The following is a 23,042-nucleotide window of genomic DNA, read 5'->3' as shown; positions in this document are numbered from 1 at the left end:
CAGGCTCGCGCTGCGCGCGCCCCGGAATGACGGCGGCTACTTCTTATAGACGTCGCTTGGATCGAACAGCCTGTCAGCATCCACGAAGACCAGCCTGGCGCCACCGCCCTCGCCTTCGACCTTGCGGTAGAAGCACGACCGTCGCCCGGTGTGGCAAGCCGCGCCCACCTGCTCGACCTTGATCCACACCGCATCCTGATCGCAATCGGTGCGCATCTCGACGACGTGCTGGGTCTGACCTGAGGTCTCACCTTTTCGCCACAAGGCATTGCGCGAGCGGCTGAAGTACCAGGCCTCGCCGGTCGCGATCGTCTTGCGCAGCGCCTCATCGTTCATGTGTGCGACCATGAGCACGTCGCCGCTGGCAACGTCGGTCGCGACGACCGTCACGAGGCCGGCTGCGTCGAACTTGGGGAGGAAGGCGAGGCCTTCCTCGATCTCATGGGAGTGAGCGGACACAGCAACTCTCGCCAGTCATTCGCGAGGTCAGCGCTGCAGGCCTCGCACCAGGGACAGGAAACGGGCCTGCTCCGCCGGATTGTCGCGGAACATCCCGGTGAAGCGGCTGGTGAAGGTGGAGGCGCCATGCTTGGCGACGCCGCGCACCGACATGCAGGTATGCTCGGCCTCGATCAGCACCGCAACGCCGCGGGGTTTCAGGATCTCGTCGATCGCCGCCGCGATCTGCGCCGTCAGATGCTCCTGGGTCTGGAGTCGGCGGGCGAAGATGTCGGTGAGACGGGCAAGCTTCGACAGGCCGACCACGCGTTCCACCGGCGTGTAGGCGATGTGTGCCTTGCCGTAGAACGGCATCATGTGATGCTCGCACTGCGAGGTGAACTCGATGTCGCGCACCAGCACGAAGTCGTCATAGCCGGCGGTCTCGCCGAAGGTGCGGTCGAGCACCTCGGCCGGGCACTGGTGATAGCCCTGATAGAGCTCGTCGAAGGCCTCGACCACGCGGCGCGGCGTGTCCAACAGCCCCTCGCGCTCGGTGTTCTCGCCGATATAGGCGAGCAGCGTCTTCACCGCTGCTTCCGCCTCGGCGCGCGCGGGGCGCGGCTGGTCGGCGCGGACGGCGACCGCGAGGAATTCGGCAGGGTCAAGCTCGGCCGGGCGGCTCTCGGGCTGCCGGTCAGCGGGCTTGTTGGGGCGGATGGATTTGATGGTAGCGTCCATGTCTACTCCGTTCGACGGCCTCAACGGCCGGAGTGTCACCGGCAGACGGGGCGGCAAGCCGCCGGACGCCTGAAGAGAACAGTTTTGACGAAAAAGGCTCCTGCGTCATCACGCTGGCAGCGCAGGTCTGGATCATCCCCACCGCACCGCTGGACTGTTTTTCCGCCAGTTCCGTCCCTATATAGGACCCTGGGCGGCGGCCGCCAAGGCCGATCCGGTAGGTAAGTGCTGGACTCCATCACATGCTGAACGACATCTATAACAAGCGGATCATCGAGCTGGCCGGGAATATTCCGCGCCTCGGGCGGTTGTCCGACGCCGATGCCACCGCCACCGCCCACTCCAAGCTGTGCGGCTCGACCGTGAAGGTCGATCTCAAGATGGAGGGCGACATCGTCACCGACTTCGCCCATGACGTGAAGGCCTGCGCGCTCGGCCAAGCCTCTTCATCCATCATGGCAAGTCACGTGGTCGGCTCGACCGCGAGCGAACTCCGTGCGTTACGCGAAACCGTTCGCAAGATGCTGAAGGAGAATGGCGCGCCTCCTGAAGGCAAATGGGAAGAGATCAAGTTCCTCGAGCCGGTCCGCGACTACAAGGCGCGGCATGCCTCGACGCTGCTGACCTTCGATGCCGTGGTCGATGCGATCGACCAGATCGAGGCGAAGGCCAAGCAGCCGGCCGCGGCGCAGGGTTAATTCCATCGGTGTCATTCCGGGCGTCGCCAAGCGACGAACCCGGAATCCAGAGCTTGCCGATCGAGATTCCGGGTTCGCGCTGCGCGCGCCCCGGAATGATCTGCCAGGATTTAGGAGCTTACTTCTGCACCGCCGCAGCCGGCGTGGCCACGCTGCCGGTCGGCACCAGGGCTTCCGCCGTCTTGGTCGACTTGGCGGCCTGTGGCGCCTGCTCCGGTTCGGCGCCGAACCTCGCCTGCGTTTTCGGCGCCAGCTCAGCCATTGCCGGCGCGGAGACGTCGACATGCGGCAGCACGTCGGCCACGAGATCGGTCGTCACGAGATTGGTGAGCTTGAGCTCGCCTGCGTCGAGTTCGTGCAGGTCTTCCCACGGCGGCACGCTAAGCGCGAGCGACAACAGATCGCCGGCACCGCCCATGTCAAAGGTGTATTTGGCGAGCCGGCCGATGTCGCGTTCCACGATCATCAGGTCCTGCGCGCTGTAGCTTGCCGCCTTGGCATCGTCGGCCCGGTCGCCCATCCAGATCTGGTGAACCCGGACATGGGCCGCATCGGGCACGTAGCGCTTCTTGCCGGCCAGCAGCAGGAACACGCACATGGATTCGCAATAGGCTTCAGGCGCCACCGCCGGACGGGCCGACGGACCGCCGCGGTTCTGAACGCTGATCCCGACCGTGGTCAGAAGGCCAAGATTGCGGAAGCGCCGGCCGAGCGTGATCGCATCGTTGACGGAGCCGCCGCTGGAGTCGAGCACGACGGTGGCGCCGCCAAGCTGACGCGCGCGCGCGAATTCCTCGAAATCCTTGGGGGTATCGGACGTGATGATCCCGACCGCGCTGACCCACCCACGGCAGTTGGGCTCGCAGGCGACCCAGTTGAACTTCATCGGCAGCTTGCGCTCTTCAAGCGCAGCGCCAGCCCGGGCAGACGATCCAAACGTCGCGATGGCCCCCGCCAGCGCGATACCACAGACGGCGGTTCCCACAAGCAACCAGCCGCGAAGATTGAGCGACGTCAGAAGTTTCAAACTGGTCCCTTCCCCAAGCCCCAAAGCGATTCAGGCAAGCCCCGTTTTGCGTTCCATGAGTCTACACATGGACGTCATAAAAATGGTATCCGGGGGAATACAGATCGTCCATAGGTACTTGCTGCACTGCTCCCAAAAAGCACGTAAAATATGGCGCGCAAACAACAGCTTGCGGTTCCCTGCACCGGAACCGTGCAGCACCTCGCTCAACGTCGCGGCAAAGCGCACATGAAGCATTCAGCCTGCGAACATTGTTCCAATCCAGTCGAGGGCGCACTCCGGCTCCCACGCAGATTCGGCCGCGCGCTGATCTGGCTCTACCGCCACACGCTCTCGCCGCTGGTCGGCTACAATTGCCGGCACCTGCCGACCTGCTCCGTCTACGGCGACGAAGCAATCGGGCGGTTCGGGCTTTGGGCCGGCGGCTGGATGACGCTGGCGCGCCTGCTCCGCTGCAACCCGTTCGGCACGTCAGGCATCGACAACGTGCCGCTCAACGCACCGCAGGGCGCGCACTGGTATCTGCCCTGGCGCTACGGCCGCTGGCGCGGCGTCAACGCCCACTAAAGGGTGCGCATTTTCTCGATCATGCCGGCGTTTGCTGCGGTGCTCTGCGCATCGCTGCCCCGAGCGGAACCGGAACTTTCGCCTCGCGTTGTTGTGATGCTCCCCCGGGAGGAAACAACAATGCGCTGGAAAATCAGCCCTCATTTTCACTTCAAGCCTGGTCCCCGTTCCGGTCCCGGCGGGCATCATCATCATCACGATCCCAGAACCCTCGACATGCTCGCTATCATCGCCCTGCTGGTGCTCGCGGCCGGCTCCGGCTGGTACTTGGCAACGAGCTTCGCCACGCCGCCGAGCTCCACGGCCTTCATCGTGCCGAGCCAGAGCGTGCACTGGTAGCTCGACGTTAGAGGTCCAGCACCAGCCGATCGGCGTCCGATCCTGCGACGCAGACCATGAGATAGCGCTCGCGCTCGTAAGGCGACAGGATGCGGTCGCGGTGCACGGGCTTGCCCTCGATCCAGCCGACCTTGCAGGCGCCGCAGATGCCGCCGCAGCACGAGGTGGCGACGTCGACGCCGCCTTCCTGCAACGCGGCCAACATGGTCTGGCCGGCCCGCACCTCGATCTTCATGCCGGAGCGCGCCAGCAAAAGCGTAAAGGGCTTTGCATCCGGATCGATCACAGGTGGCGGCGCGACGAAGCGCTCGACATGAACATTCGCCGCGGGCCACGCTGCCGTTAGCCGCTCGAAATCATCGGTCATGCCTTCCGGGCCGCAACAGGCGACCAGCGTGTCCGATCCCCCCCTCCCCTACGAGCGCTGCGAGATCAGGACGCCCGGTCCGGGACGTTCGATGCACGACGACGCGTCCCTCTTCGATCAGCGCGCCGAGATGCTCGGCCAGCGGCACCTCCTCGCGCACGATCAGATGCAGTGTGAAGCCGGCCTGATCCGTTCGCTCAAGATGCCGTGCCATGGACAGGAACGGCGTCACGCCGATGCCGCCGGCCACGAACACATAGCGTGCGATGCGCGCATCGGGCGTCATGCCGCGGCGCGGCAGCGAGACGCCGATGACGTCGCCGAGCCTGACCTCGTCGTGCAGCACGCGCGAGCCGCCGCGCCCCTCCGCCTCGCGCTTCACGGCGATGACATAGCGCGTATTGTCGGCGGGCTCGTTGCACAACGAATAGGTACGCACGAGCCCGTTCGGCAGATGCAGATCGATATGCGCGCCGGGCTTGAACGGCGGTAGTTCCCAGCGATCGGGATCGACCAGGGTGAACAGCTTGATCCCGCGGCCTGCCTCCTCGATGTCGGCGACGACCGTCTTGACCGTCGTGATCGGGCGCGCCTTCATGCCGCGTTCCGCACGATGTCGCCGACATTCACGAGGCCGCCTTGCAGGATTTTGCAATTAAGGCCCGAGCGGTTGATCAGGGGATCGAAGATCGCCTTGCCGGTGATCTCCTCGATGTGTCTGCACGGCACCGACAGCCGCGTCGCCTCCAGCAAGGTCTCGCCCAGCCAGAAGCGGCGGCCGACCAGATGGTTCAACGGCACGCCCTCGACCGTGACGTTGCGCCGGTGTTCCTCCGGTCTGAGCTCGATGCCGGCGTCGCGCTTGAGCGCAACCAGCGTTTCGAGCTCGAACAGGGTGACCTGCCGGCCCTCCTCCGGCTTGTGCGAGTAAAACCCCTCTTCGTTGCCGATCATGTAGCGATCGCCTTCAATGCCCCGGCCGGCGACGAGATTGATTTGCTCCGCTGCGCGCATCGGCAGGAACGCGCGCGGGGTGAAATGAAGGAAACGCACCACGCCGGTCCAGCCGAGCTGTGTTGCGTTCTGCGCCGAGCCGACGCTGACGGTATCGAGCATGACAATTCCCCTTGGGTGAACGATGGCGCGCCGCCGGCAGCGGCGCGCCGCGGGATCAGGTCAGTTCCTTGTTCGCCATCTCCGGCGCGAAACTGGTTGCAGTCGCGGTGATAGCGGCGCAGGCAATGAGGAAGAGCGAGACCGGCCAGGTTGCGCCCCCGCTCCAGGCCATCAGAGACGCCGCAATCAGCGGCGTCAACCCGCCGCTCAGGGCCGCACCGACCTGGAAGCCGAGCGAGGCGCCGCTGTAGCGCAGCCGCGCGGAGAACAACTCGGAATACCAGGGCGCACCGATGCCGAACATCACCATCTGACCGAACGTGATCGCGACCACGATGGTGCAGACGACGATGGCGGGATCGCGGGTGTCGAGCAACCAGAACAGCGGGAAGGCAAACAGCGCCGAGAAGGCGCAACTCGCATAGAACATCGTCTTGCGGCCGACGAGGTCCGACAGCCAACCGAACAGCGGAATGGCAAACAGCGCAACCAGCGATGCGGCGAACGCACCGTTCAGGACTACCGCGCGCGGCAGCCCCAGATTGGCCGTGGCGTAGGACATCACGAACACGCCGCCGATGCTGGCATAGGCGATCTCGGAGATCTTCAGACCGACCGCGGTGAAGAACGGCCTGCGGTGATGCCTGAAGATCTCGACCAGCGGCATGCTGGCGACTTCCTTCTTGGCCTGGACCTGACGGAAGGCGGCGGTCTCCTCCATGTTGAGACGGATGTAGAGACCGACGCCGACCAGGAGGATCGAGATCAGGAACGGAATGCGCCAGCCGTAAGTCATGAAGTCGCTTTCCGGCAGGCTCGCCACCAGCGCGAACATGCCGATCGCGGCCAGATTGCCGATGGGATTGCCGACCTGCACCATGCTGCCGAGTAGTCCGCGACGATGTGTCGGACAGTTCTCGACCACCATCAGCACGGCCCCGCCCCACTCACCGCCGAGACCGATGCCCTGGAGAAAACGCAGGCCGATCAGCAGCAGCGGCGCGGCGATGCCGATCTGTTGGTAGGTCGGCAGCAGGCCGATCAGGAAGGTGCCGATACCCATCACCATGATGGTGATCGCGAGCATCGCCTTGCGGCCGACCCGGTCGCCGTAATGGCCGAAGATCGCCGCTCCAAGCGGCCGCGCCAGGAAGCCAACGGCATAGGTGCCGAAGGCCGCGATGGTGGCGAGCGTGGGATTGCCGGCGGCGAAGAAGACCTTGTTGAACACCAGCGCGGTCGCCGTGCCGTAGATGAGGAAGTCGTACCATTCGACCGCGGTGCCGATCACGCTCGACCACACGATCCGTCGCAAGCTCGCCGCCTCGTCCGGCGCTACGTTCAGGGTTACGTCGTCTGCTACGGTCATCGATCTCTCCAAAAGGTACCGGCGCCTGGGAAAAGCAGTTGGTTCGGTCCGTGGAGCCCATCGGCAGCCAGGACGGTAAAAATCGATCATGTTTACTATTGGAAATCAACGCACGGAACGCGGCAACTGCCGTCGATCACGGCAAAGGGCATGAAATGCACTACTTTTCGGCTGATTTCTGCGATATACCAGAAAGCCTGCTCACATTATCCGCGTCATTGCCTGAAATTTCCGCGCAAGAGTTTTCTATTGGAATACCCTTGCGGGCAGCCGGACCGGCCGATCCGCGCCATCGGGCTGGCAGTTGGGCGGCATCTGTTGCAAAAGAAGCCCTAGCAGTTCGGGAGATTCATGCGTGCTTGACGTCAGCAAAGCGACGGCGGTCGGGGCCAATATCCGCCAGGCGCGGATTGCCAAGGGCCTGACGCTGGACCAGCTTGCCAAGCAGAGCGATCTCACCCGCGGCTACATCTCCCTGGTCGAGCGCAACCTGAAGATCCCTTCCCTCGCCGCGCTGCTGCGGATGGCCGCTGCGCTCGAGGTCAATGTCGCGAACTTCTTCGATCCGAACGCCGAGCCCGCGCCGCGCTATACGCTGTTCCGCCGCGAAGGCAGCAACGTCCCGCTGTTTCAGGACACGTTTGGTGTCGTGCCGCTGGCGACCGGCCGCACCCGCAAGATGATGGAGCCGTTCCTGCTGAGCCCGCCGCACAAGGCGGCAACGCGCGCCTCGCATGCCGGCGAGGAACTACTGTTCGTCATCAACGGCAAGATCGCGATCAAGCTCGACGGCGAGGAGCTGACGCTTGGCAAGGGCGATTGCCTGTATTTTTCAGGAGAGACCCCGCACGAGGTCAGGAGCCTCGGCCGACAGAAAGCGGAAGTGCTCGTCGTCGTGGCCCAGACGCCCTGACGCCTGATTTCAGCAAACAGCCCAAAACGCGATGAGGTTTGGATGAACCGTCATCGCGCTTTAGCTTGTTGTTTACGCATGATCTTTCCGGAAAACCGCTTCGCACTTTTCCGGATCATGGGCCGCTTCGGGCGCGGTGGTCTCGGCGGCGGCTCCGCGGTGGCCTCCGCGGCAGGCACGATTTCGCTGCCCGGCACCTTCACCGACAGCAGCAGATTCGATTCATTCATGCGCCAGCGATAGCCGACGCCGAAGTCGATCGGCTGGGCGCGCGTGAACAATTCGGCGTAGCGCTCCTGATAGCGCCCGGGGAATTCGTCGATCGGTCCGAGATAGCGGCCGAACGGGAAAAACCGCCACTGCCGCGCGCTGTAGTTCGCAAGCGGAATGCCGGAATCGTCCTGGATGATGGTCGCGCTGTTGGCGAGCAGCCAGTCGCGCGTGACAGTGAAATTGCCGGAGTGCAGCAGATACGACGCGCTCTTGAGCAGGCTGTTGCCGGGCCCGAGCGTCTCGCAGAACCTCAGGAAGCCCGCCGCCCGCGCGCTCGCGTTGGAGAGATCGGCGGAGAAATAATACAGCGTGCGTGCCTCGCCGTCGGGGCCTGCAAAGGTGATGCGGACGCCGCGCGTCGCGTTCCGTCCCGGATTGTCGTTGCCGACATGCATTCCGCCCACGTTGTCGAGCGCGACCATCTCGACGTTGCGGATGGTCTTGCCGGAGCGCGCGAGGAAGACATAGAGGATCGGCAAGGTGCCGCTGACCTGGTTGGTGTGCAGGTCGACCTTCATCTGCTTGGTGATGAAGAAGGAGAAGCTCAGGATCGAGCCGAGCGAGCGCTCGACGTTGTAGAGCGCGGCGCCGACCGAACCGCGCGGCAACCGCGTCAAATCCGGCACGGTGCCGACCGGCTCCAGGGCGCCGAGCACATAGGTGCTGGCCTTGGAATAGAAGGCATCAGCGTAGAGGAAGTCAGGTCCGCTGAACAAATAGAACATGGTCGGCCTGGGCGCGGCCAGATTGACGTCGGCCCAGCTCCGGATCTTCGCGAGCTGGCGCTGCTCGAGCTGGGCGAAGGCGCCGTCGAAGAATTTGGCGTGGCGTTGCCAGCCTGGGTCCCTCGTGAGCGGCACCAGCGGCGAATCCGCCGAAGGCTGCATGCCCGCAAGGAAGCGCGCGGTGTCGTCGAAGGTGACCTCGGCCGCACGCGCCGACGCGATGGCCGCAGCCAGGAGGGCAAGAGCGACGGCCGCAACTCTCATGGGTCGAAACATGTCTATTCGCGATTGTGTGACGTGCCAGCGGCGACCGGCCGCCTGCGGAAAATAGCATAAATCAACAAGCCCGAGACCATGACGAGCATCCCGGCGAGCGACTGAATAGGCCGCTCGGTCAACAGGTAGTACATCATGAAGGCGGTCACGAGCAGGAAAACGAGCGGCGTGAACGGGTATCCCCAGGTGCGATAGGGCCGCGGCAGCTCGGGATTGGTGATGCGCAGCTTGATGACGCCGGCAACCGTGAAGAACGAGCAGAACAACAGCGCGAACTGGATGAAGTCGAGGACAGCCTCGAAGCTGCGCGTGAACAGCAGCAGGTTGGCCACCGCGAGCTGAAACAGGATGGCATAGGCCGGCGCGCCGCTGACCGACCGCTTCGAGAACACGCGCAGCGCCGGAATGTCCTCCCCCATCGTCATCATCACGCGCGGGCCGATCCACATCATCGCGCTGATCGAGGAGATCAGGCCGACGCAGATCATGGCACCGACGATGCGGCCGCCGAGGCTGCCGAAGATCGCTGTGCCGGCGACGCTGGCGACGTCGAGCTGGCCGGCGAGCGCGCTGACGGGCGTTGAGTAGAGGAATACGGCGTTGAGCGCGACATACAGCACCAGCACGATCAGCGTGCCCGCGAGCAGCGCGCGCGGCAGGCTCTGCTGCGGCGTGTTCATCTCGCCGATGATGTAGGTCGCGGCGTTCCAGCCCGAGAACGAGTACATCACGAACACGAGCCCGATCGCGAAGGGAGCGCTGACGATATGCACGAGATCGCCCGGCTGCGGCGTGAAGGCAATCGGCTGCGGCACGCCGATGATGAAGCCGGCAACGAGGAAGGCGACGATCAGCACGACCTTCAAAATGGTCGAGATCAGCTGGAAGGTCGAGGAGTGCCTGACGCCGGTCAGCTGCACGAGCGAGACCAGCCACACCACGCCGATGGCGAGCGGGATCGGCTGCAGATCGGGGATGACCGATTTGGCGTATTCGCCGAACGCCATCGCCGCGAGCGCGACGGGCGCCGCAAAGCCCACCGTCGCCGAGACCCAGCCGGCGAGAAAGCCGAAGGCGGGATGATAGGCGCGGCCGAGGAAATTGTACTCGCCGCTCGAGCGCGGAAACATCGCCCCGAGCTCGCTGTAGGAGAATACGCCGCACAACGCGACGACGCCGCCGACTGTCCACAGCAGCAGGATCGAGAAGCCGGACGGGATGTCCTTGACCTGGAAGCCGAGGCTGGTGAACACGCCGACCCCGATCATGTCGGCAACGACGATGGCGGTTGCGACCAGAGCGGAGACCCCCGACCCGCGTCCGGTCAGCCGGCCAGTCCAAGGCGCAGTACCCGCATCTGATGCCGTCATCGGGGTCCTTAAACCTCAGGCGTCGCGCCTCCTCGGAGGCATCGTGCAGATTGGTCCAGTCAATTCAAGCAGGGTTAACAAGGGTTAAATGAGGCGAACGCAATAGGTAAATTAACACCTTTCATGCATGGTCTTGGGCAATAAATCCGCCCAAACACCGGGAAATCCCGTTTTCCTCCCCCACAATCAGGACACGATTGCATGGTCCTTTTGAGCGTTCCGGATGTGGGGAAGTTTCTCCGGACGCTTAACGTTACCTAAACGCCGGTCGGCTCAATTGTCTCAAGCTTGCCGATTGACTTGAAGTGCCTTGGGGTCATGGGTGGATGGTCGGGGCCGTTCCGAACGTGAGAGCTGACACGCGTGCCGATCGGACGAATTCCGGTCGGCACGGCCGTGCGCTCCGGATCGGTCTGGTCTCAGCCTTGGTGCCCCTCGCGCTCGCGCTGGTTCAATGCGGCAAGGCGTCCAATCCGGCAGCGCTCGCGGCGAACTCGCAGGCCAACGTCCAAACCAACGTCCAAGCCAATCAGGTCGTCGCCAAGACCAATCCACAGGCCTCCAACCGGCAGGTTGCGAGCGGCGACAGCTTCGAGGATCGCTTCCCTGCCCCGCAGTTCACGGAGCGCTTCCCGTCGGCGAGCGAGAGTTTTCTGCAACGGCAGATGTCGGACTTCTCGCCAAAGCGCGCGGTGCAGCAACAGCCGGAGCAAGCTCCCTACAAGGTCGCCTCGCTCGAGCCTCAGGTCCCGTTCAAGCGCCCCGCACGTGACGACCTGACGACGCTTGTCAGCATGAAATCGTCGGCGTTCCCCTATTTCGGCAACAATCCCGCCTCCGATGCGCCGTTCCTCAACATCTCCAAGGGCGACCGCCGCGGCCACCGCAGCTATTCGGGGCGCGTCTACTGGCAGGACGAGACCTACAGCGACAGCCGCGTGCTGGTGCACGTGCCCGAGCATTTCGACGTGCACAAGCCGGGCGTGATCGTGGTGTTCTTCCACGGAAATGGCGCAACGTTGGAGCGCGACGTGCGCAACAGGCAGCTGGTGCCGCAGCAGATCACCGATTCCGGCGCCAACGCGATCCTCCTTGCTCCGCAGATGGCGGTCGATGCCGCCGATTCCAGTGCCGGCAAGTTCTGGCAGGCCGGCGGCTTTAAGCGCTTCATGGAGGAATCGGCGAGCCACCTCGCCCGCCTCACCGGCGATCCCAACAGCGCGCGCGCCTTTGCCAACATGCCGATCGTGATCGTCGGCTATAGCGGCGGTTTCCTGCCGACGGCCTGGAGCCTCGAGGTCGGCGGCATCAGCGACCGCGTCCGTGGCGTCGTGCTGCTCGACGCCGTCTATGGCGAAATGGACAAGTTCGCCTCATGGATCGCGAGCCACCGCTCCGGCTTCTTCGTCAGCTCCTACACGCACTACACCGCACGACGCGACCGCGAGCTGATGAGCATGCTCAGGCAGAAGGGCATCAGCGTCTCCGAAGACATGGATGGCCCCTTGCGTCCCGGCAGCGTGGTGTTCGTGGAGACCGGCGAAGGCATCACACATCGTGACTATGTGACGCGCGCCTGGACGCGCGATCCGCTCAAGGACGTGCTGGTGAAGATGTCGGCGACGCCGGCGCTCTCGCTCACGCGGGTGGCCTCCACCAATCCGGCACCGAGCCGCTAGGGCAGCGTTTTCGAGCGAAGTCGATACCGGTTCGCGTCAACAAAACGCATCAAATTGAGAAAGGTGGAGATATTGCGCCAGCCGGCATTTGGCTGCGCTGCCTGCAATTGTCTCAAGCCTGATCAAAATGTGATGTTGACGGCCGACAATTCCCGGGGGTCACCGGATTGCTTCCGCTGGCGACGACCATAATTTGCCGGCCGAGCTGCGATTGGACTCTTGTGGGGACGAGCCGTGCGTCAGGGATTGTACAAGGTCGACTTCCACACCGTTCACGGAACCGGCTGCGGCGTCGTCTATGTGGTGGATGGCAAGATGCGCGGCGGCAATTCCGCCTTCGCCTTCATCGGCACCTATACGGGCGAAGGCGACGGCATCAAGGTCAAGATCGCGACCCAGCGCCACAACGACGACCCGGCCTTCAGGCCGCTGTTCGGCATCGACCGGATCACCCTGACGCTCGCCGGCCGCGAAGACGGCAACACGGCGGAGTTCGAAGGCACCGCGCTGCAAGTGCCGGGCGTTGCCTTCAGGGCCGTCTTGAGCCGCATCAGCGATTAGCCGTCCAGCTTGCGGACTTAGTTCTTGGGCAGCTTCGGAATGCTCTCGGCAAAACCGTTGAAGCAGGCCAGCCGCTCGTCCTCTTCCTTGAAGAAACGGCAATCGGCGTAGCCCTTGGCCTTCGCCGGCTTTGGCTTCGGCGCCGGCGGGATCACCGCGTCGTAGCAGTTGAGGCGGTCCTTGGTGCCGTCGTCGATGTCGAGGCAGGCCTGGAGCCGCGCCGCGACCGATTGCGGCTTGCCCTTCGGCGCCGGCGCGGCCGTGGCGGCCGCCGTCTTGGTCCCTTTGGGCTTGACCTGCACCAGCGGCTTATCCCCCACCATGGGTGGCTTGTCGGTCTGCGCAAACGCGGAGGCTGAATAGAGCACCGCGGCAACCGCCAGAATCATCCTCATCTCAGTCAACTCTCTTTGGTCCCCATGACCGGCCTTCTAGCGCTCCGGCGCGCGGTTTGCCAAGCACCTTGCGCACAGGAAAACGCTGGAATTCAGGCGGTGGCGGCCGCCGCCGGCCGGGTCAGGACCACCAGGATCAGCGCCAGCACGACGAAACCGACCGCGACGAAGCCGAGTGTGTGCAATAGCTCGCGGGCGAACAGCAGCCCGCCGGTGGCGGAGCCGACCGCCTGGCCGATATAGAGAACAGAGGTGTTGAGCGCGACGGTCGCCGATGCCAGCGGCGGCGCGGCCGCGACCAGGCGGACCTGCTGCATCGAATTGGTCGAGGCGAAGCCGAGACCCCAGACCGCCACCGCGACCGCCATCAGCACGAGGCTACCCGCACCGAGCGCCCAGCCGGTTATGCCCGCAAGCAGCAGGCAGGTGAACAGCAGCGAGGTTCGGAACGGCCCCCAGGTATCGACGATGCGGGTTGCAATCACGACGCCGAGGAAACCACAGACGCCATAGACGGCGAACACCATGCCGATCGCATCGGGGCTTGCCCCGGTCAGCTTCTTCAGCAGCGGCCCCATGAAGGTGAACACCACGAACTGCCCGGACATTTGCAGCATGGTGATCGCAAGCAGAAGCAGGATCGCCTTGCTGCGGCCGACCGCAACCCAGGTCTTCAGGTCGACGGGCGCGCCCTTCAAGCCGCCCGGCAGGCGCATCAGCAACAGCACGAAGCTGACGCAGCCGAGCACGCCGATCTCGCCATAGGCCGCACGCCAGCCATAGCGGCTCGCGATGAAGGTGATCAGCGGCAGGCCGACGGCGGCCGCGAGCGACCAGCCGAGAAAGATATAGGCGATGGTGCTGCCACGCCGCTTCACCGGCACGATCATCGCCGCGGTGCCGGCTGCCTGCGGCGTGTAGAGCGCGCCGATCGCGAGCATGACGAGACGGATCACCAGAAGGCTGGTGTAGTCCGGCGCAAAGGCCGAGGCGAGATTGCCAAAGGCGAGCACGGCGAGCGTCGTGGTGAGCAGCGTCCGCCGCTCGATCCGGCTGGTCAGCCACGCCGTCAGCGGCGAGCCGATGCACAGCGTGATCGCGCCGAATGTGATCAGTAGCCCGGCCGCATGGATGGTGACGTCGAGCCCGCTCGCCAATTCCGGCAGCATGCCCGCAGGCGCCAGCACCGAGCAGCCGGTGACGAGATTGCCGAGCATCAGGGCGGTCGGCGCAAAGCGCCGGGCGGCGGGGGCATTTTCCATGCAAACGCATGTAGCGGCGGCTTGTGACGAGTTAAAGGGCGCTGAGCCAAATAGTTGGTGCAAGGCCCCGCTTTTGCGCGCCACTTTCTTGGAATTGCCGGATTGCGCAGGCCGAATCGCCTGATATATCGCTCGTTCCCGCTTACCTGCGCTCGTTCGCAGGAGTGAGCCTCAGGAGAAAAGCAATGTCCGACCAGCCCAAATCCGAGTCTGGCTTCCAGTACAGCCTCTCCAATCTGAAGCCCGTGACCCCCGCCGCCAAAGTCACCCTCACCTTCCCCGACGGCGCCCAGCGCCAATATGACAAGAGCATCACCGGGCTCGAGATCGCCAAGGGCATCTCGCCGTCGCTGGCCAAGCGCACGGTGGCGATGGCGCTCGACGGCGTCGTCGCCGACCTCGACGATCCCATCGAGGCCGACGCCAAGATCGAGCTGATCAACCGCGACGATCCGCGCGCGCTCGAGCTGATCCGCCACGACTGCGCCCACGTGCTGGCCGAGGCCGTGCAGACGCTTTGGCCGGGCACCCAGGTCACCATCGGCCCCGTGATCGAGAACGGCTTCTATTACGACTTCTTCCGCAACGAGCCGTTCACGCCGGAAGACTTCGCCGCGATCGAGAAGAAGATGCGCGAGATCATCGCGCGCGACAAACCCTTCACCAAGGAGGTCTGGGACCGCGAGAAGACCAAGCAGGTGTTCCGCGACAAGGGCGAGGCCTTCAAGGTCGAGCTGGTCGACGCCATTCCCGGCAACGAGCCGATCAAGATCTACTACCAAGGCGACTGGTTCGATCTGTGCCGCGGCCCGCATATGACCTCGACCGGCAAGGTCGGCAACGCCTTCAAGCTGATGAAGGTGGCCGGCGCCTATTGGCGCGGCGACAGCAACAATCCGATGCTGACCCGCATCTACGGCACGGCCTTCGCCAAGCAGGAGGACCTCGACGCCTATCTCAAGCAGATCGAGGAAGCCGAGAAGCGCGACCATCGCAAGCTCGGGCGCGAGCTCGACCTCTTCCATTTCCAGGAGGAAGGTCCGGGCGTGGTGTTCTGGCATCCGAAGGGCTGGACCATCTTCCAGCAGCTGATCGCCTATATGCGCCGCCGCCTCTCCGGCGACTACAACGAGGTCAACGCACCGCAGATCCTCGACAAGGTGCTGTGGGAGACCTCGGGCCATTGGGGCTGGTACCGCGAGAACATGTTCGCGGCGCAGTCGGCCGGCGACGAGGCCGAGGACAAGCGCTGGTTTGCGCTGAAGCCGATGAACTGCCCCGGCCACGTGCAGATCTTCAAGCACGGCCTGAAGAGCTACCGCGACCTGCCGCTGCGCCTCGCCGAGTTCGGCGTGGTGCATCGCTATGAGCCGTCCGGCGCCATGCACGGCTTGATGCGCGTGCGCGGCTTCACCCAGGACGACGCACACATCTTCTGCACCGAGGACCAGCTTGCGGACGAGTGTCTGAAGATCAACGATCTCATCCTGTCGACTTACGCCGACTTCGGCTTTACCGGCGATTTGACGGTGAAGCTGTCGACGCGGCCGGAAAAGCGCGTCGGCACCGATGCGATGTGGGATCACGCCGAGCGCGTGATGGCGACAGTGCTGCGCGAAATCCAGACGCAGAACAACCACATCAAAACCGAGATCAATCCGGGCGAAGGTGCCTTCTACGGGCCGAAGTTTGAATATGTGCTGCGCGACGCCATCGGCCGCGACTGGCAGTGCGGCACCACGCAGGTCGACTTCAACCTGCCGGAGCGGTTCGGCGCGTTCTACATCGACCATGACGGCAGCAAGAAGCCGCCGGTGATGGTGCACCGCGCGATCTGCGGCTCGATGGAACGCTATATCGGCATCCTGATCGAGCACTTTGCCGGCAACTTCCCGCTCTGGCTCTCGCCGGTGCAGGCGGTGGTCACGACCATCACCTCGGAAGGCGACGAATACGCCAAGCAGGTGCTGGAACAGGCGCGGCGCGCCGGGCTGCGGGTCGAGATCGACCTGCGCAACGAGAAGATCAACTACAAGGTCCGCGAGCACTCGCTGGCCAAGATTCCGGCATTGCTCGTGGTCGGCAAGAAGGAGGCCGAGACGCATTCGGTTTCGGTCCGCCGGCTCGGCAGCGACGGCCAGAAGGTGATGACCACTGAGGAGGCCATCGCCGCGCTGGTCGACGAGGCGACCCCGCCGGATGTCAGGCGGGCCCGCGGCGCCGTCTGATCCCTGAAATCGATCTAAACTCGCTTTCGGTTGCGGGCGTGCATCCCTATCTGGGGATTGCACGCCCGAAGACGACCAGCCGATGAGGAAACCCGCTGTGCCCGATGCCATCGAACTCCTGAAGACCCGCCGCTCGGTCAAGCCGCGCGAGATGACCGGCCCGGGTCCCTCCGCGGCCGAGCTCGAGACGATCCTCACCATCGGCGCGCGGGTGCCTGATCATGGCAAGCTCGCGCCCTGGCGCTTCATCGTCTTCGAGGGCGACGCGCGCCAGCGCGCCGGCGAGGTGATTGCCAAGGTCTTTGCGCGGAAGAATCCCGGCGCGCCGGCGGCTGACGTCGAGACCGAGCGCAATCGCCTGATGGACGCCCCGCTGGTGATCGGCATCGTCAGCTTCACAAGGCCGCATCCCAAGGTGCCGGCGTTCGAGCAGGAATTATCGGCGGGCGCGAGCGCCATGAACATCGTCACGGCCGCGACCGCGCTCGGCTACGGCGCCTGCTGGCTGACCGGCTGGTTCTCGTTCGACCGCGACGTGCTCGACGGACTCGGCCTGAAGCCGGACGAGAAGCTCGCCGGCTTCATCCATATCGGCAAGCCGACCAGGCCGAGCGAGGACCGCCCGCGACCGTTCCTTTCGGAAATCGTGACGCGATTTTAATCGAAGGCTTGTTGACGGCTTCGACATCTTGCGGCTTTGATCCCTTCCGCGAGGGAGGAGGCCCGGATGAAACGCCGTGAATTTCTGGTCGGAGCCGCGCTGCTGGCCGGCACGATGGCGCGAGGCCGCGCCGCTGACATCCCCGCTCCCTCGCCCGAGGGGCTCGACCGCATCACCGCGTATTTCGACAACGAGGTCACGAGCGGCCGGCTGCCGGGCGCCGTGATCCTGGTGCAGCAGCACGGCAAGCCGGTGTATCTCAAGACCTTCGGCGTGCGCGACACCAGGACCGGCCTTGCGATGACGCCGGACACGATCTTCGCCATCCACTCCATGACCAAGCCGATCACGTGCCTCGGCGCCATGATGCTGATCGACGAGGGCAAGCTCGCCCTCACCGACCCCGTCTCGAAATACGTCCCCCTCTTTGCCGACACCAAGGTGGGCATCGAGGTCACCGAGCCGGACGGCAAGCTGAAGCTCGATCTGGTGCCGCCGGTCCGCCCCGTCAACATCGAGGATCTGCTGCGGCACACCTCCGGGATCAGCTACGACTATATCGGCGGCAAATGGGTCGAGCAGGCCTACAAGGCCGCCAACATCTTCGAGGGTCAATTCAACAACAGGGAATTCGCCGACCGCATCGCCAGGCTGCCGCTGGCGCGCCAGCCGGGCACGCTGTGGCGCTACGGCCATTCCACCGACGTGCTCGGCGCCGTCATCGAGATCATCTCGGGCCAGACGCTGTATGAATTTTTGAAACAGCGCATCCTCGATCCGCTCGGCATGACCAGCACCAAATTCGCGCTGGCGACGGAAGGCGAATTGGCGAGGATGGCGCGACCACTGCCGAACGATTTCATCCTGCTCGCCGGCGAGCGCGACCGTCTCGACCATCCCGAATGGCAGTCCGGCGGCGGCGGGCTGCTATCGACCATCACCGATTATCAGCGCTTTTCGCAGATGCTGCTCAACGGCGGCGAGTTCGAGGGCAAGCGTTACTTAAGCCCTGCGGCTTTCAAGGCGATGACGACCGATCATGTCGGGCCCGGCTCCGGCGTCGGCCGCGACTATTTCTATTTTCCGGGCGATGGTTTCGGCTATGGCTACGGCCTCGCCGTGCGCACCGATCCAGGCAATGCGAAGCCGCCGCCGCCGGGCTCGCTCGGCGAGTTGAAATGGGACTCAGGCAGCGGCACCTATTTCGGCGTCGATCCCAAGCTCGACATGGTCTACCTCATGATGCAGCAGACCCAGAACGAGCGCAGCCGCATCACGCCGGCGTTCAAGGCGCTGGTCTACGACTGCTATCCGGAGGGGCTACGCCGCCCGTGAGGCGCGCTGGCCGAAATCTGCGAGCAGCTTTGCGATCTCCGCGGCAGGCCGCGCCGCGCTGAACAGGAAGCCCTGCACCTCGTTGCAGCCCTCCGCACGGAGCCAGTCGAGCTGATCCTCGGTCTCGACGCCTTCCGCGGTCGTCGTGATGTTGAGGCTGCGGCCAAGGCCCGAGATCGCGCGCACGATCGCGCCGCAATCGGGCCGCTGCGCCAGATCCTTGACGAAGGAGCGGTCGATCTTGATCTTGTCGAACGGGAAGCTGCGGAGATAGCTGAGGCTGGAATAGCCGGTGCCGAAATCATCCATGGAGATGCCGAACGCCGAGCTCGCGCAGCTGATGCAGGATCGCGAGATTGGCGTCGGTCTCAGCGAGGAAGATCGATTCGGTGATCTCGAGCTCGAGCCGCTTGGGTGACAGGCCGGACTGCGCCAGCGCCGAGATCACGACCTGAACCAGATTGCGGCTGCGAAACTGCGCCGGCGAGAGATTGACGGCGACCTTGACGTCGCTCGGCCATTTCACGGCTTCGGCGCAGGCTTCGCGCAGCACCCACTCGCCGAGCTGGGTGATGAGGCCGATGTCTTCGGCAACGGGGATGAACTCCGCCGGCGAGATCATGCCCTTGTCGGGATGACGCCAGCGCAGCAGCGACTCGAAGCCTGAGATGCGGTCGGAAGCGATCGACACCAGCGGCTGGTAGTGCAGCTCGAACTCGCCATTGGCGAATGCGCGGCGCAGATCGACCTCCATGTCGCGGCGCTTCTGCGCCTGGAGATCCATCTCGCGCTCGAAGAAATGGTGCACGCCGCCGCCGTCGGACTTCGCCCGGTACAGCGCCATGTCGGCGTTGCGCATCAATTCTTCCGACGTCGTGCCGTCGCCCGGCGACAGCGCGATGCCGATGCTGGCGCCGATCACCATCTCCTGGCCGTCGATCTCATAGGGTGCGCGCAGCATGTCGATCAGCAAGGTCGCGCAGGCGCTGGCCTCGTTCGGCGAGACGTCGGCGGCCAGGATCACTGCGAACTCGTCGCCGCCGAGCCGGGCCGCAAGATTGCCCCCGCGGACGGCGGTGGTGAGCCGATCAGCAACCTCCTTCAGCAGGCGGTCGCCCGACGGATGGCCGAAGGAGTCGTTGATGTTCTTGAACAGGTCGAGATCGATATAGAGCACGCCGACGCGCTTGCCGCCGGCCTGGTCGAGCGCCTGCTTCAGGCGCTCCTGGAAATATTCGCGGTTCGGCAGATCGGTGAGCCCGTCATGGTGCGCCATGTGGGCGATCCGCGCCTCGGCCTTGCGCCGCTCGGTGATGTCGACCACTGCGACGAGATAGCCGTCGCGGTCGTCGAAGGTGACGAGACGGCCGAACGTAAGCACCTCGATCTCGCTGCCGTCGGCGCGCAGATGTCGCCAGTTGCGCGAGGAGTGATAAGTGTCGCCGACGCGTTCGAGCGCCTCGGCATGGCTCTCCCATTCGTCCTGCGGCCAGATCTCGTGCAGCTTCATGCGCAGGAAGGTGGCGCGGCTGTAGCCGTAATGCTGGACCGCGGCGTCGTTGACGCCAAGGAACTGCTTGGTCTCGGCGTCGAACACCCACATCGGCATCGGGTTGTTGTCGAACAGCAGGCGGAACGAGGCGTCGCGCCGCTTCAAGGCGGTGACGTCGGAGATCGTCAGCGAGACCACGTCGGCAAAGGCGGTGGCGCTGAGGCGGAGGTATCGGCCCTCGCTCTCGATCTCGAGCTGCTCGCCGCGGCCGCCCGAGACGGCCTTGAGCAGGAATTCCATGATCTCGGGGGCGGCCAGCAGCGTGCTGCCTTCGCCGATCCGCCGCCACAACAGGCTTCCGGTCGCGAGCTTCAGCAGCGCGCCCGCGCTCTTGTTGTGGTGCACGACCTGGAGATCGAACGGCTTGCCTTCGGCATCGCGCAGCGTCGCCAGCGAAACCACCGCATCGTCGGTCGAGGAGAAGATCGCGTCGAGGAGATTGTATTGCGCGCCGCGTTCGTTGACATAGGCGCCGATCAGGGTCGCGCCCCAGCGCGAGGCGGTCGGCAGCGCGAGCACGTCGTAGGTCCGGACCATGCCGTCGCGCACGCAATGCGCGCTCGCCTGGTGAGGCCGGCCGTTCGCGAGCGCACTCGCCACCGCTTCCGACAGCGCCGTGGCGCAATCGGGCGACAGTTCGGCGACCGGGATGTCCCAGCGCTCCTCGCCGAGCCATTTCTGCACGTAACGTCCGCTGCGCGACAGCTCGAGCGCGCCGTCATTCCTCAGCAGCGCAATGTGGTCGGCGAGCCGTCCCAGGCTGCCCAGCATCACGTCCTCGTAGCGCGGCAGCCGGTCCCCCGGCTTCAACGCGGCACGCCATTTGCGTTGAAGCACCGGGATGTCGTCAAACATTTCGGCGGCCGGTTTCCCCGACGCTTTCTTCGCGGCAGTCATTGTAGTCCCCAACGCACATTCCCCGCGCATCCAATGCAGCGGCGCTTAATGGCGTGTAAAAAGGACGCAGATGCGGGTTCCGATTTAGTGATTATGACAGTTTTAAGTCAGGTGTTGGTTAGTGGGCGTTAGAGACTATGACGGGCGTTTGAAATGCGGTGCTTGCAATGACGGAGTGTGGATCGACAGCTCGTAGGGTGGGCAAAGCGAAGCGTGCCCACCATTGCCAGATGTGATCGCTGAGAAATGGTGGGCATGGCGCGCAAAGTGCGCGCCTTTCCCACCTACGGACCGTCATGCCAGCCGCTCAATCACCACATCCAGCAGCGCGCGCAGGCGGGCCAGCCGCCGCAAGTCGCGGTGATAGCCGACATAGGTGTCGCGGCCGGGCGGGCTCACGCCGATATCGAACGCGACGAGCCTTCGATCGCGGTCGCCGAGCGGGCGCGGCAGCACCGCGAGCCCGCTACCGCCGGCGCAGAGCTCGGCCTGCGCCTGCCTGTTGTTGCTGCGCGCGGCGACTTCCGCCTTCGGCAGTGTGCGCTTCAGCCAGACGGCATCGGGCATATCGGCGAATTCGGTATTCATGGTCACGACGCGGACACCACTGCCGTCGCTCGCGTGCGGCGGCTTGCTGCCCTTCCTGCCGTAGAGCGCGTAGGGAATGTGCAGCAGCTTTCGCGAGATCACCTCGGGCTCGCTGAACGGCTTGATGCGGAAGACGAGATCGGCCTCGCGCCGCGGCAGGCTGTAGAGACGCGCATCGGTCAGAAGCTCGACGATCACCTTCGGGTGGCGCTTGCCAAAGGCAGCGATCACCGGCGACAGCATCACCGTGCCGAACCAGTCCGACGACGACAGGCGCAGCATGCCGTCGAGCTGCGTCTCCGCGCCGGAAGCGTGCCGCTCGAGCGCGAGCGCCTCTTCCTCGATCCGCTCGGCATGGCGCAGCACGGCCGTGCCTTCGTCGGTCAGCACGAAACCGTCCGCGGTGCGCTGAAACAGCACCTGCCCCAACGCCGTTTCGAGCGCGCGCAGCCGCCGGCCCATCGTCGGCTGGGTCTGGCCGATCTTTCGCGCGGCAGCACCTAGCGTGCCTTCACGTGCAATCGCCAGGAAGATGCGCAGATCGCTCCAGTCCATCCAAGAACCCATCATACAAAAACGCACGATCATCGTACATCCTTGTTGCTTTCCATGCAAAGATTCATGGGCCTATTGAAGGTCGACAACGGAGCAAGACGATCATGACGAGACCTTTGACGATGCGCGCGGCCGTGCTGGAGACCCACAACGCGCCCTTACGCCTCGCAACGATCTCCACGCCCGCCATCGGCTCGCGCGAGGTGCTGGTGCGGGTGCACGCGAGCGGGGTCAATCCGCTCGACACCAAGATCCATTCCGGCGCAGCCGCACATGCGCGCCATCCTGTCCCGGCGATCCTCGGACTCGATCTCGCCGGCGTGGTCGAACAGACCGGGCGCGAGGTCTCGCGGTTCAAGCCGGGCGACGAAGTCTATGGCATGACCGGAGGCGTCGGCGGCGTGCAGGGCTCGCTGGCCGAATTCGCCGCCGTCGATGCAGACTTGCTGGCATTGAAGCCGGCCAATCTGAGCATGCGCGAAGCGGCCGCCCTGCCCCTGATCTTCATCACGGCGTGGGAAGGCCTGATCGACCGCGCGGCGCTGAAGGCCGGCCAGAAGGTGTTGGTCCATGGCGGCGCAGGCGGTGTCGGCCATGTCGCGATCCAGATCGCGCGTGCGTTCGGAGCAGACGTGTACGCGACGGGCTCGGCGTCGCAGCGCGCCACCATCGAAGGCTTTGGCGCGGTCTTCATCGACCGCAGCACCGCTGTCGACGTCTACGTCGCGAAGCACACCGGCGGCGGCGGGTTCGACATCGTCTACGACACTGTCGGCGGCAAGGTGCTCGATGCCTCCTTCGAAGCCGTGCGCCGTTTCGGTCATGTCGTGAGCGCGCTCGGCTGGGGCACGCATGCGCTGGCGCCGCTGTCGTTCCGCGCCGCCACCTATTCCGGCGTGTTCACGTTGCTCCCGCTGCTGTCAGGCGAAGGCCGCGCGCATCACGGAGCGATCATGGCGGAGGCGACGCGCCTGGTTGAGGCCGGCAAGCTCGTGCCGCTGGTCGATCCCAGGCATTTCACGCTGGAGAGCGTTGACGAGGCCTATGCACTGATCAGGGATCACGCGACGAAGGGCAAGCTAGTCGTGGATATCTGAGATCGAGTTCGCG

At 64.7% G+C, this 23,042-nt stretch carries 22 protein-coding genes and 1 pseudogene; 10 read left to right on the top strand and 13 right to left on the bottom strand.

Features of this window, described 5'->3' with window-relative positions; translation table 11 throughout:
* Positions 1-36 precede the first annotated feature (36 nt).
* Together hisI and folE are read right to left on the bottom strand one after the other, a co-directional pair.
* Entirely contained in the window at positions 37-459 is a 423-nt protein-coding gene (gene hisI, locus FOM02_RS09315) for a phosphoribosyl-AMP cyclohydrolase (RefSeq protein ID WP_265441683.1), read from the bottom strand.
* Positions 460-486: 27 nt separating this feature from the next.
* Positions 487-1,179 carry a GTP cyclohydrolase I FolE gene (folE, locus tag FOM02_RS09310; RefSeq protein ID WP_027560031.1) on the bottom strand — a complete coding sequence of 231 codons (693 nt, stop codon included), beginning with the start codon at positions 1,177-1,179 and terminating at the stop codon, positions 487-489.
* Between the two features lie 242 nt (positions 1,180-1,421).
* Here folE and FOM02_RS09305 point away from each other — a divergent pair, with 242 nt between their 5' ends.
* Positions 1,422-1,877, top strand: coding sequence for an iron-sulfur cluster assembly scaffold protein (locus FOM02_RS09305; RefSeq protein ID WP_092213708.1), 456 nt, complete (start codon positions 1,422-1,424; stop codon positions 1,875-1,877).
* 118 nt (positions 1,878-1,995) lie between these two features.
* On the opposite strand, the gene FOM02_RS09300 is transcribed toward FOM02_RS09305, so the two are convergent.
* Positions 1,996-2,904 carry a hypothetical protein gene (locus FOM02_RS09300; RefSeq protein ID WP_027560033.1) on the bottom strand — a complete coding sequence of 303 codons (909 nt, stop codon included), beginning with the start codon at positions 2,902-2,904 and terminating at the stop codon, positions 1,996-1,998.
* A 228-nt stretch (positions 2,905-3,132) separates the two neighbouring features.
* On the opposite strand from FOM02_RS09300, the gene yidD reads away from it, so the two are divergent.
* Positions 3,133-3,471 (top strand): membrane protein insertion efficiency factor YidD, encoded by a 339-nt coding sequence (gene yidD, locus FOM02_RS09295; protein WP_265441682.1) that lies wholly within the window; start codon positions 3,133-3,135, stop codon positions 3,469-3,471.
* A gap of 120 nt (positions 3,472-3,591) precedes the next feature.
* Positions 3,592-3,810, top strand: a complete 219-nt coding sequence (locus FOM02_RS09290) for a hypothetical protein (protein WP_265441681.1) — start codon at positions 3,592-3,594, stop codon at positions 3,808-3,810.
* 7 nt (positions 3,811-3,817) lie between these two features.
* On the opposite strand, the gene FOM02_RS09285 is transcribed toward FOM02_RS09290, so the two are convergent.
* The 4 genes from FOM02_RS09285 to FOM02_RS09270 are packed head-to-tail and all read right to left on the bottom strand — an operon-like array spanning position 3,818 to position 6,662.
* Complete coding sequence (locus FOM02_RS09285; protein WP_265441680.1) at positions 3,818-4,177, bottom strand: 2Fe-2S iron-sulfur cluster-binding protein; 360 nt, start codon at positions 4,175-4,177, stop codon at positions 3,818-3,820.
* Complete coding sequence (locus tag FOM02_RS09280; protein ID WP_265441679.1) at positions 4,167-4,775, bottom strand: ferredoxin reductase; 609 nt, start codon at positions 4,773-4,775, stop codon at positions 4,167-4,169. Before FOM02_RS09280 ends, FOM02_RS09285 begins: the two co-directional genes overlap by 11 nt.
* On the bottom strand, positions 4,772-5,293 hold the full coding sequence (locus tag FOM02_RS09275) for an MOSC domain-containing protein (protein ID WP_265441678.1): 522 nt from the start codon (positions 5,291-5,293) through the stop codon (positions 4,772-4,774). The genes FOM02_RS09280 and FOM02_RS09275 overlap by 4 nt, the downstream gene beginning before the upstream one ends.
* A 55-nt stretch (positions 5,294-5,348) precedes the next feature.
* Positions 5,349-6,662 (bottom strand): MFS transporter, encoded by a 1,314-nt coding sequence (locus FOM02_RS09270; protein ID WP_265441677.1) that lies wholly within the window; start codon positions 6,660-6,662, stop codon positions 5,349-5,351.
* A gap of 355 nt (positions 6,663-7,017) precedes the next feature.
* Here FOM02_RS09270 and FOM02_RS09265 point away from each other — a divergent pair, with 355 nt between their 5' ends.
* Entirely contained in the window at positions 7,018-7,575 is a 558-nt protein-coding gene (locus tag FOM02_RS09265; RefSeq protein WP_265441676.1) for a helix-turn-helix domain-containing protein, read from the top strand.
* Between the two features lie 50 nt (positions 7,576-7,625).
* Here the strand turns inward: FOM02_RS09265 and FOM02_RS09260 are convergent, their stop codons facing one another.
* Together FOM02_RS09260 and FOM02_RS09255 are read right to left on the bottom strand one after the other, a co-directional pair.
* Entirely contained in the window at positions 7,626-8,849 is a 1,224-nt protein-coding gene (locus FOM02_RS09260) for a hypothetical protein (protein WP_265441675.1), read from the bottom strand.
* 2 nt (positions 8,850-8,851) lie between these two features.
* Positions 8,852-10,219 (bottom strand): APC family permease, encoded by a 1,368-nt coding sequence (locus FOM02_RS09255; protein WP_092213696.1) that lies wholly within the window; start codon positions 10,217-10,219, stop codon positions 8,852-8,854.
* 326 nt (positions 10,220-10,545) lie between these two features.
* Between FOM02_RS09255 and FOM02_RS09250 the strand changes: the two genes are divergently transcribed.
* Both FOM02_RS09250 and FOM02_RS09245 read left to right on the top strand, forming a co-directional pair.
* Positions 10,546-11,898 carry an alpha/beta hydrolase gene (locus tag FOM02_RS09250; protein WP_265441674.1) on the top strand — a complete coding sequence of 451 codons (1,353 nt, stop codon included), beginning with the start codon at positions 10,546-10,548 and terminating at the stop codon, positions 11,896-11,898.
* Positions 11,899-12,132: 234 nt separating this feature from the next.
* Positions 12,133-12,459: a GrlR family regulatory protein gene (locus FOM02_RS09245; RefSeq protein WP_265441673.1), complete on the top strand. Its 327-nt coding sequence runs from the start codon at positions 12,133-12,135 to the stop codon at positions 12,457-12,459.
* A 17-nt stretch (positions 12,460-12,476) separates the two neighbouring features.
* Here the strand turns inward: FOM02_RS09245 and FOM02_RS09240 are convergent, their stop codons facing one another.
* On the bottom strand, positions 12,477-12,854 hold the full coding sequence (locus tag FOM02_RS09240) for a hypothetical protein (RefSeq protein WP_027560045.1): 378 nt from the start codon (positions 12,852-12,854) through the stop codon (positions 12,477-12,479).
* A gap of 92 nt (positions 12,855-12,946) precedes the next feature.
* Entirely contained in the window at positions 12,947-14,116 is a 1,170-nt protein-coding gene (locus FOM02_RS09235; RefSeq protein ID WP_265441672.1) for an MFS transporter, read from the bottom strand.
* Between the two features lie 185 nt (positions 14,117-14,301).
* Here FOM02_RS09235 and thrS point away from each other — a divergent pair, with 185 nt between their 5' ends.
* From thrS to FOM02_RS09220, 3 genes are all read left to right on the top strand, one after another.
* A complete protein-coding gene (thrS, locus tag FOM02_RS09230) occupies positions 14,302-16,344 on the top strand; it encodes a threonine--tRNA ligase (RefSeq protein ID WP_051377732.1) in 2,043 nt (680 codons plus the stop codon).
* A 97-nt stretch (positions 16,345-16,441) separates the two neighbouring features.
* Positions 16,442-17,005 carry a nitroreductase gene (locus FOM02_RS09225; protein ID WP_027560048.1) on the top strand — a complete coding sequence of 188 codons (564 nt, stop codon included), beginning with the start codon at positions 16,442-16,444 and terminating at the stop codon, positions 17,003-17,005.
* Positions 17,006-17,071: 66 nt separating this feature from the next.
* A complete protein-coding gene (locus tag FOM02_RS09220; protein ID WP_027560049.1) occupies positions 17,072-18,340 on the top strand; it encodes a serine hydrolase domain-containing protein in 1,269 nt (422 codons plus the stop codon).
* On the opposite strand, the pseudogene FOM02_RS09215 reads toward FOM02_RS09220, so the two are convergent.
* Both FOM02_RS09215 and FOM02_RS09210 read right to left on the bottom strand, forming a co-directional pair.
* Positions 18,326-20,789 (bottom strand): annotated as a pseudogene (locus tag FOM02_RS09215) (putative bifunctional diguanylate cyclase/phosphodiesterase). The gene FOM02_RS09220 and the pseudogene FOM02_RS09215 overlap by 15 nt on opposite strands.
* Before the next feature lie 294 nt (positions 20,790-21,083).
* Complete coding sequence (locus FOM02_RS09210; protein ID WP_092213684.1) at positions 21,084-21,932, bottom strand: LysR family transcriptional regulator; 849 nt, start codon at positions 21,930-21,932, stop codon at positions 21,084-21,086.
* A 104-nt stretch (positions 21,933-22,036) separates the two neighbouring features.
* Here FOM02_RS09210 and FOM02_RS09205 point away from each other — a divergent pair, with 104 nt between their 5' ends.
* Entirely contained in the window at positions 22,037-23,029 is a 993-nt protein-coding gene (locus FOM02_RS09205) for a zinc-dependent alcohol dehydrogenase family protein (protein WP_265441671.1), read from the top strand.
* The last annotated feature ends 13 nt before the right edge of the window (positions 23,030-23,042 follow it).

The sequence above is a fragment of the Bradyrhizobium sp. SEMIA genome (genome assembly GCF_014844175.1).
Taxonomy (GTDB): Bacteria; Pseudomonadota; Alphaproteobacteria; order Rhizobiales; family Xanthobacteraceae; genus Bradyrhizobium; species Bradyrhizobium arachidis.
The sequence above is the reverse complement of the archived record's forward strand: the minus strand, read 5'-3'. Positions and strand labels throughout refer to the sequence as shown.

Excerpts from the sequence above, each read along its gene's own strand:
- folE (WP_027560031.1), bottom strand. The coding sequence starts at position 1,179 with ATGGACGCTACCATCAAATCCATCCGCCCCAACAAGCCCGCTGACCGG.
- FOM02_RS09305 (WP_092213708.1), top strand. The coding sequence starts at position 1,422 with ATGCTGAACGACATCTATAACAAGCGGATCATCGAGCTGGCCGGGAAT.
- yidD (WP_265441682.1), top strand. The coding sequence starts at position 3,133 with ATGAAGCATTCAGCCTGCGAACATTGTTCCAATCCAGTCGAGGGCGCA.
- FOM02_RS09290 (WP_265441681.1), top strand. The coding sequence starts at position 3,592 with ATGCGCTGGAAAATCAGCCCTCATTTTCACTTCAAGCCTGGTCCCCGT.
- FOM02_RS09285 (WP_265441680.1), bottom strand. The coding sequence starts at position 4,177 with ATGACCGATGATTTCGAGCGGCTAACGGCAGCGTGGCCCGCGGCGAAT.
- FOM02_RS09280 (WP_265441679.1), bottom strand. The coding sequence starts at position 4,775 with ATGAAGGCGCGCCCGATCACGACGGTCAAGACGGTCGTCGCCGACATC.
- FOM02_RS09275 (WP_265441678.1), bottom strand. The coding sequence starts at position 5,293 with ATGCTCGATACCGTCAGCGTCGGCTCGGCGCAGAACGCAACACAGCTC.
- FOM02_RS09270 (WP_265441677.1), bottom strand. The coding sequence starts at position 6,662 with ATGACCGTAGCAGACGACGTAACCCTGAACGTAGCGCCGGACGAGGCG.
- FOM02_RS09260 (WP_265441675.1), bottom strand. The coding sequence starts at position 8,849 with ATGTTTCGACCCATGAGAGTTGCGGCCGTCGCTCTTGCCCTCCTGGCT.
- FOM02_RS09255 (WP_092213696.1), bottom strand. The coding sequence starts at position 10,219 with ATGACGGCATCAGATGCGGGTACTGCGCCTTGGACTGGCCGGCTGACC.
- FOM02_RS09250 (WP_265441674.1), top strand. The coding sequence starts at position 10,546 with ATGGTCGGGGCCGTTCCGAACGTGAGAGCTGACACGCGTGCCGATCGG.
- FOM02_RS09240 (WP_027560045.1), bottom strand. The coding sequence starts at position 12,854 with ATGAGGATGATTCTGGCGGTTGCCGCGGTGCTCTATTCAGCCTCCGCG.
- FOM02_RS09235 (WP_265441672.1), bottom strand. The coding sequence starts at position 14,116 with ATGGAAAATGCCCCCGCCGCCCGGCGCTTTGCGCCGACCGCCCTGATG.
- thrS (WP_051377732.1), top strand. The coding sequence starts at position 14,302 with ATGTCCGACCAGCCCAAATCCGAGTCTGGCTTCCAGTACAGCCTCTCC.
- FOM02_RS09220 (WP_027560049.1), top strand. The coding sequence starts at position 17,072 with ATGAAACGCCGTGAATTTCTGGTCGGAGCCGCGCTGCTGGCCGGCACG.
- FOM02_RS09210 (WP_092213684.1), bottom strand. The coding sequence starts at position 21,932 with ATGGACTGGAGCGATCTGCGCATCTTCCTGGCGATTGCACGTGAAGGC.
- FOM02_RS09205 (WP_265441671.1), top strand. The coding sequence starts at position 22,037 with ATGACGAGACCTTTGACGATGCGCGCGGCCGTGCTGGAGACCCACAAC.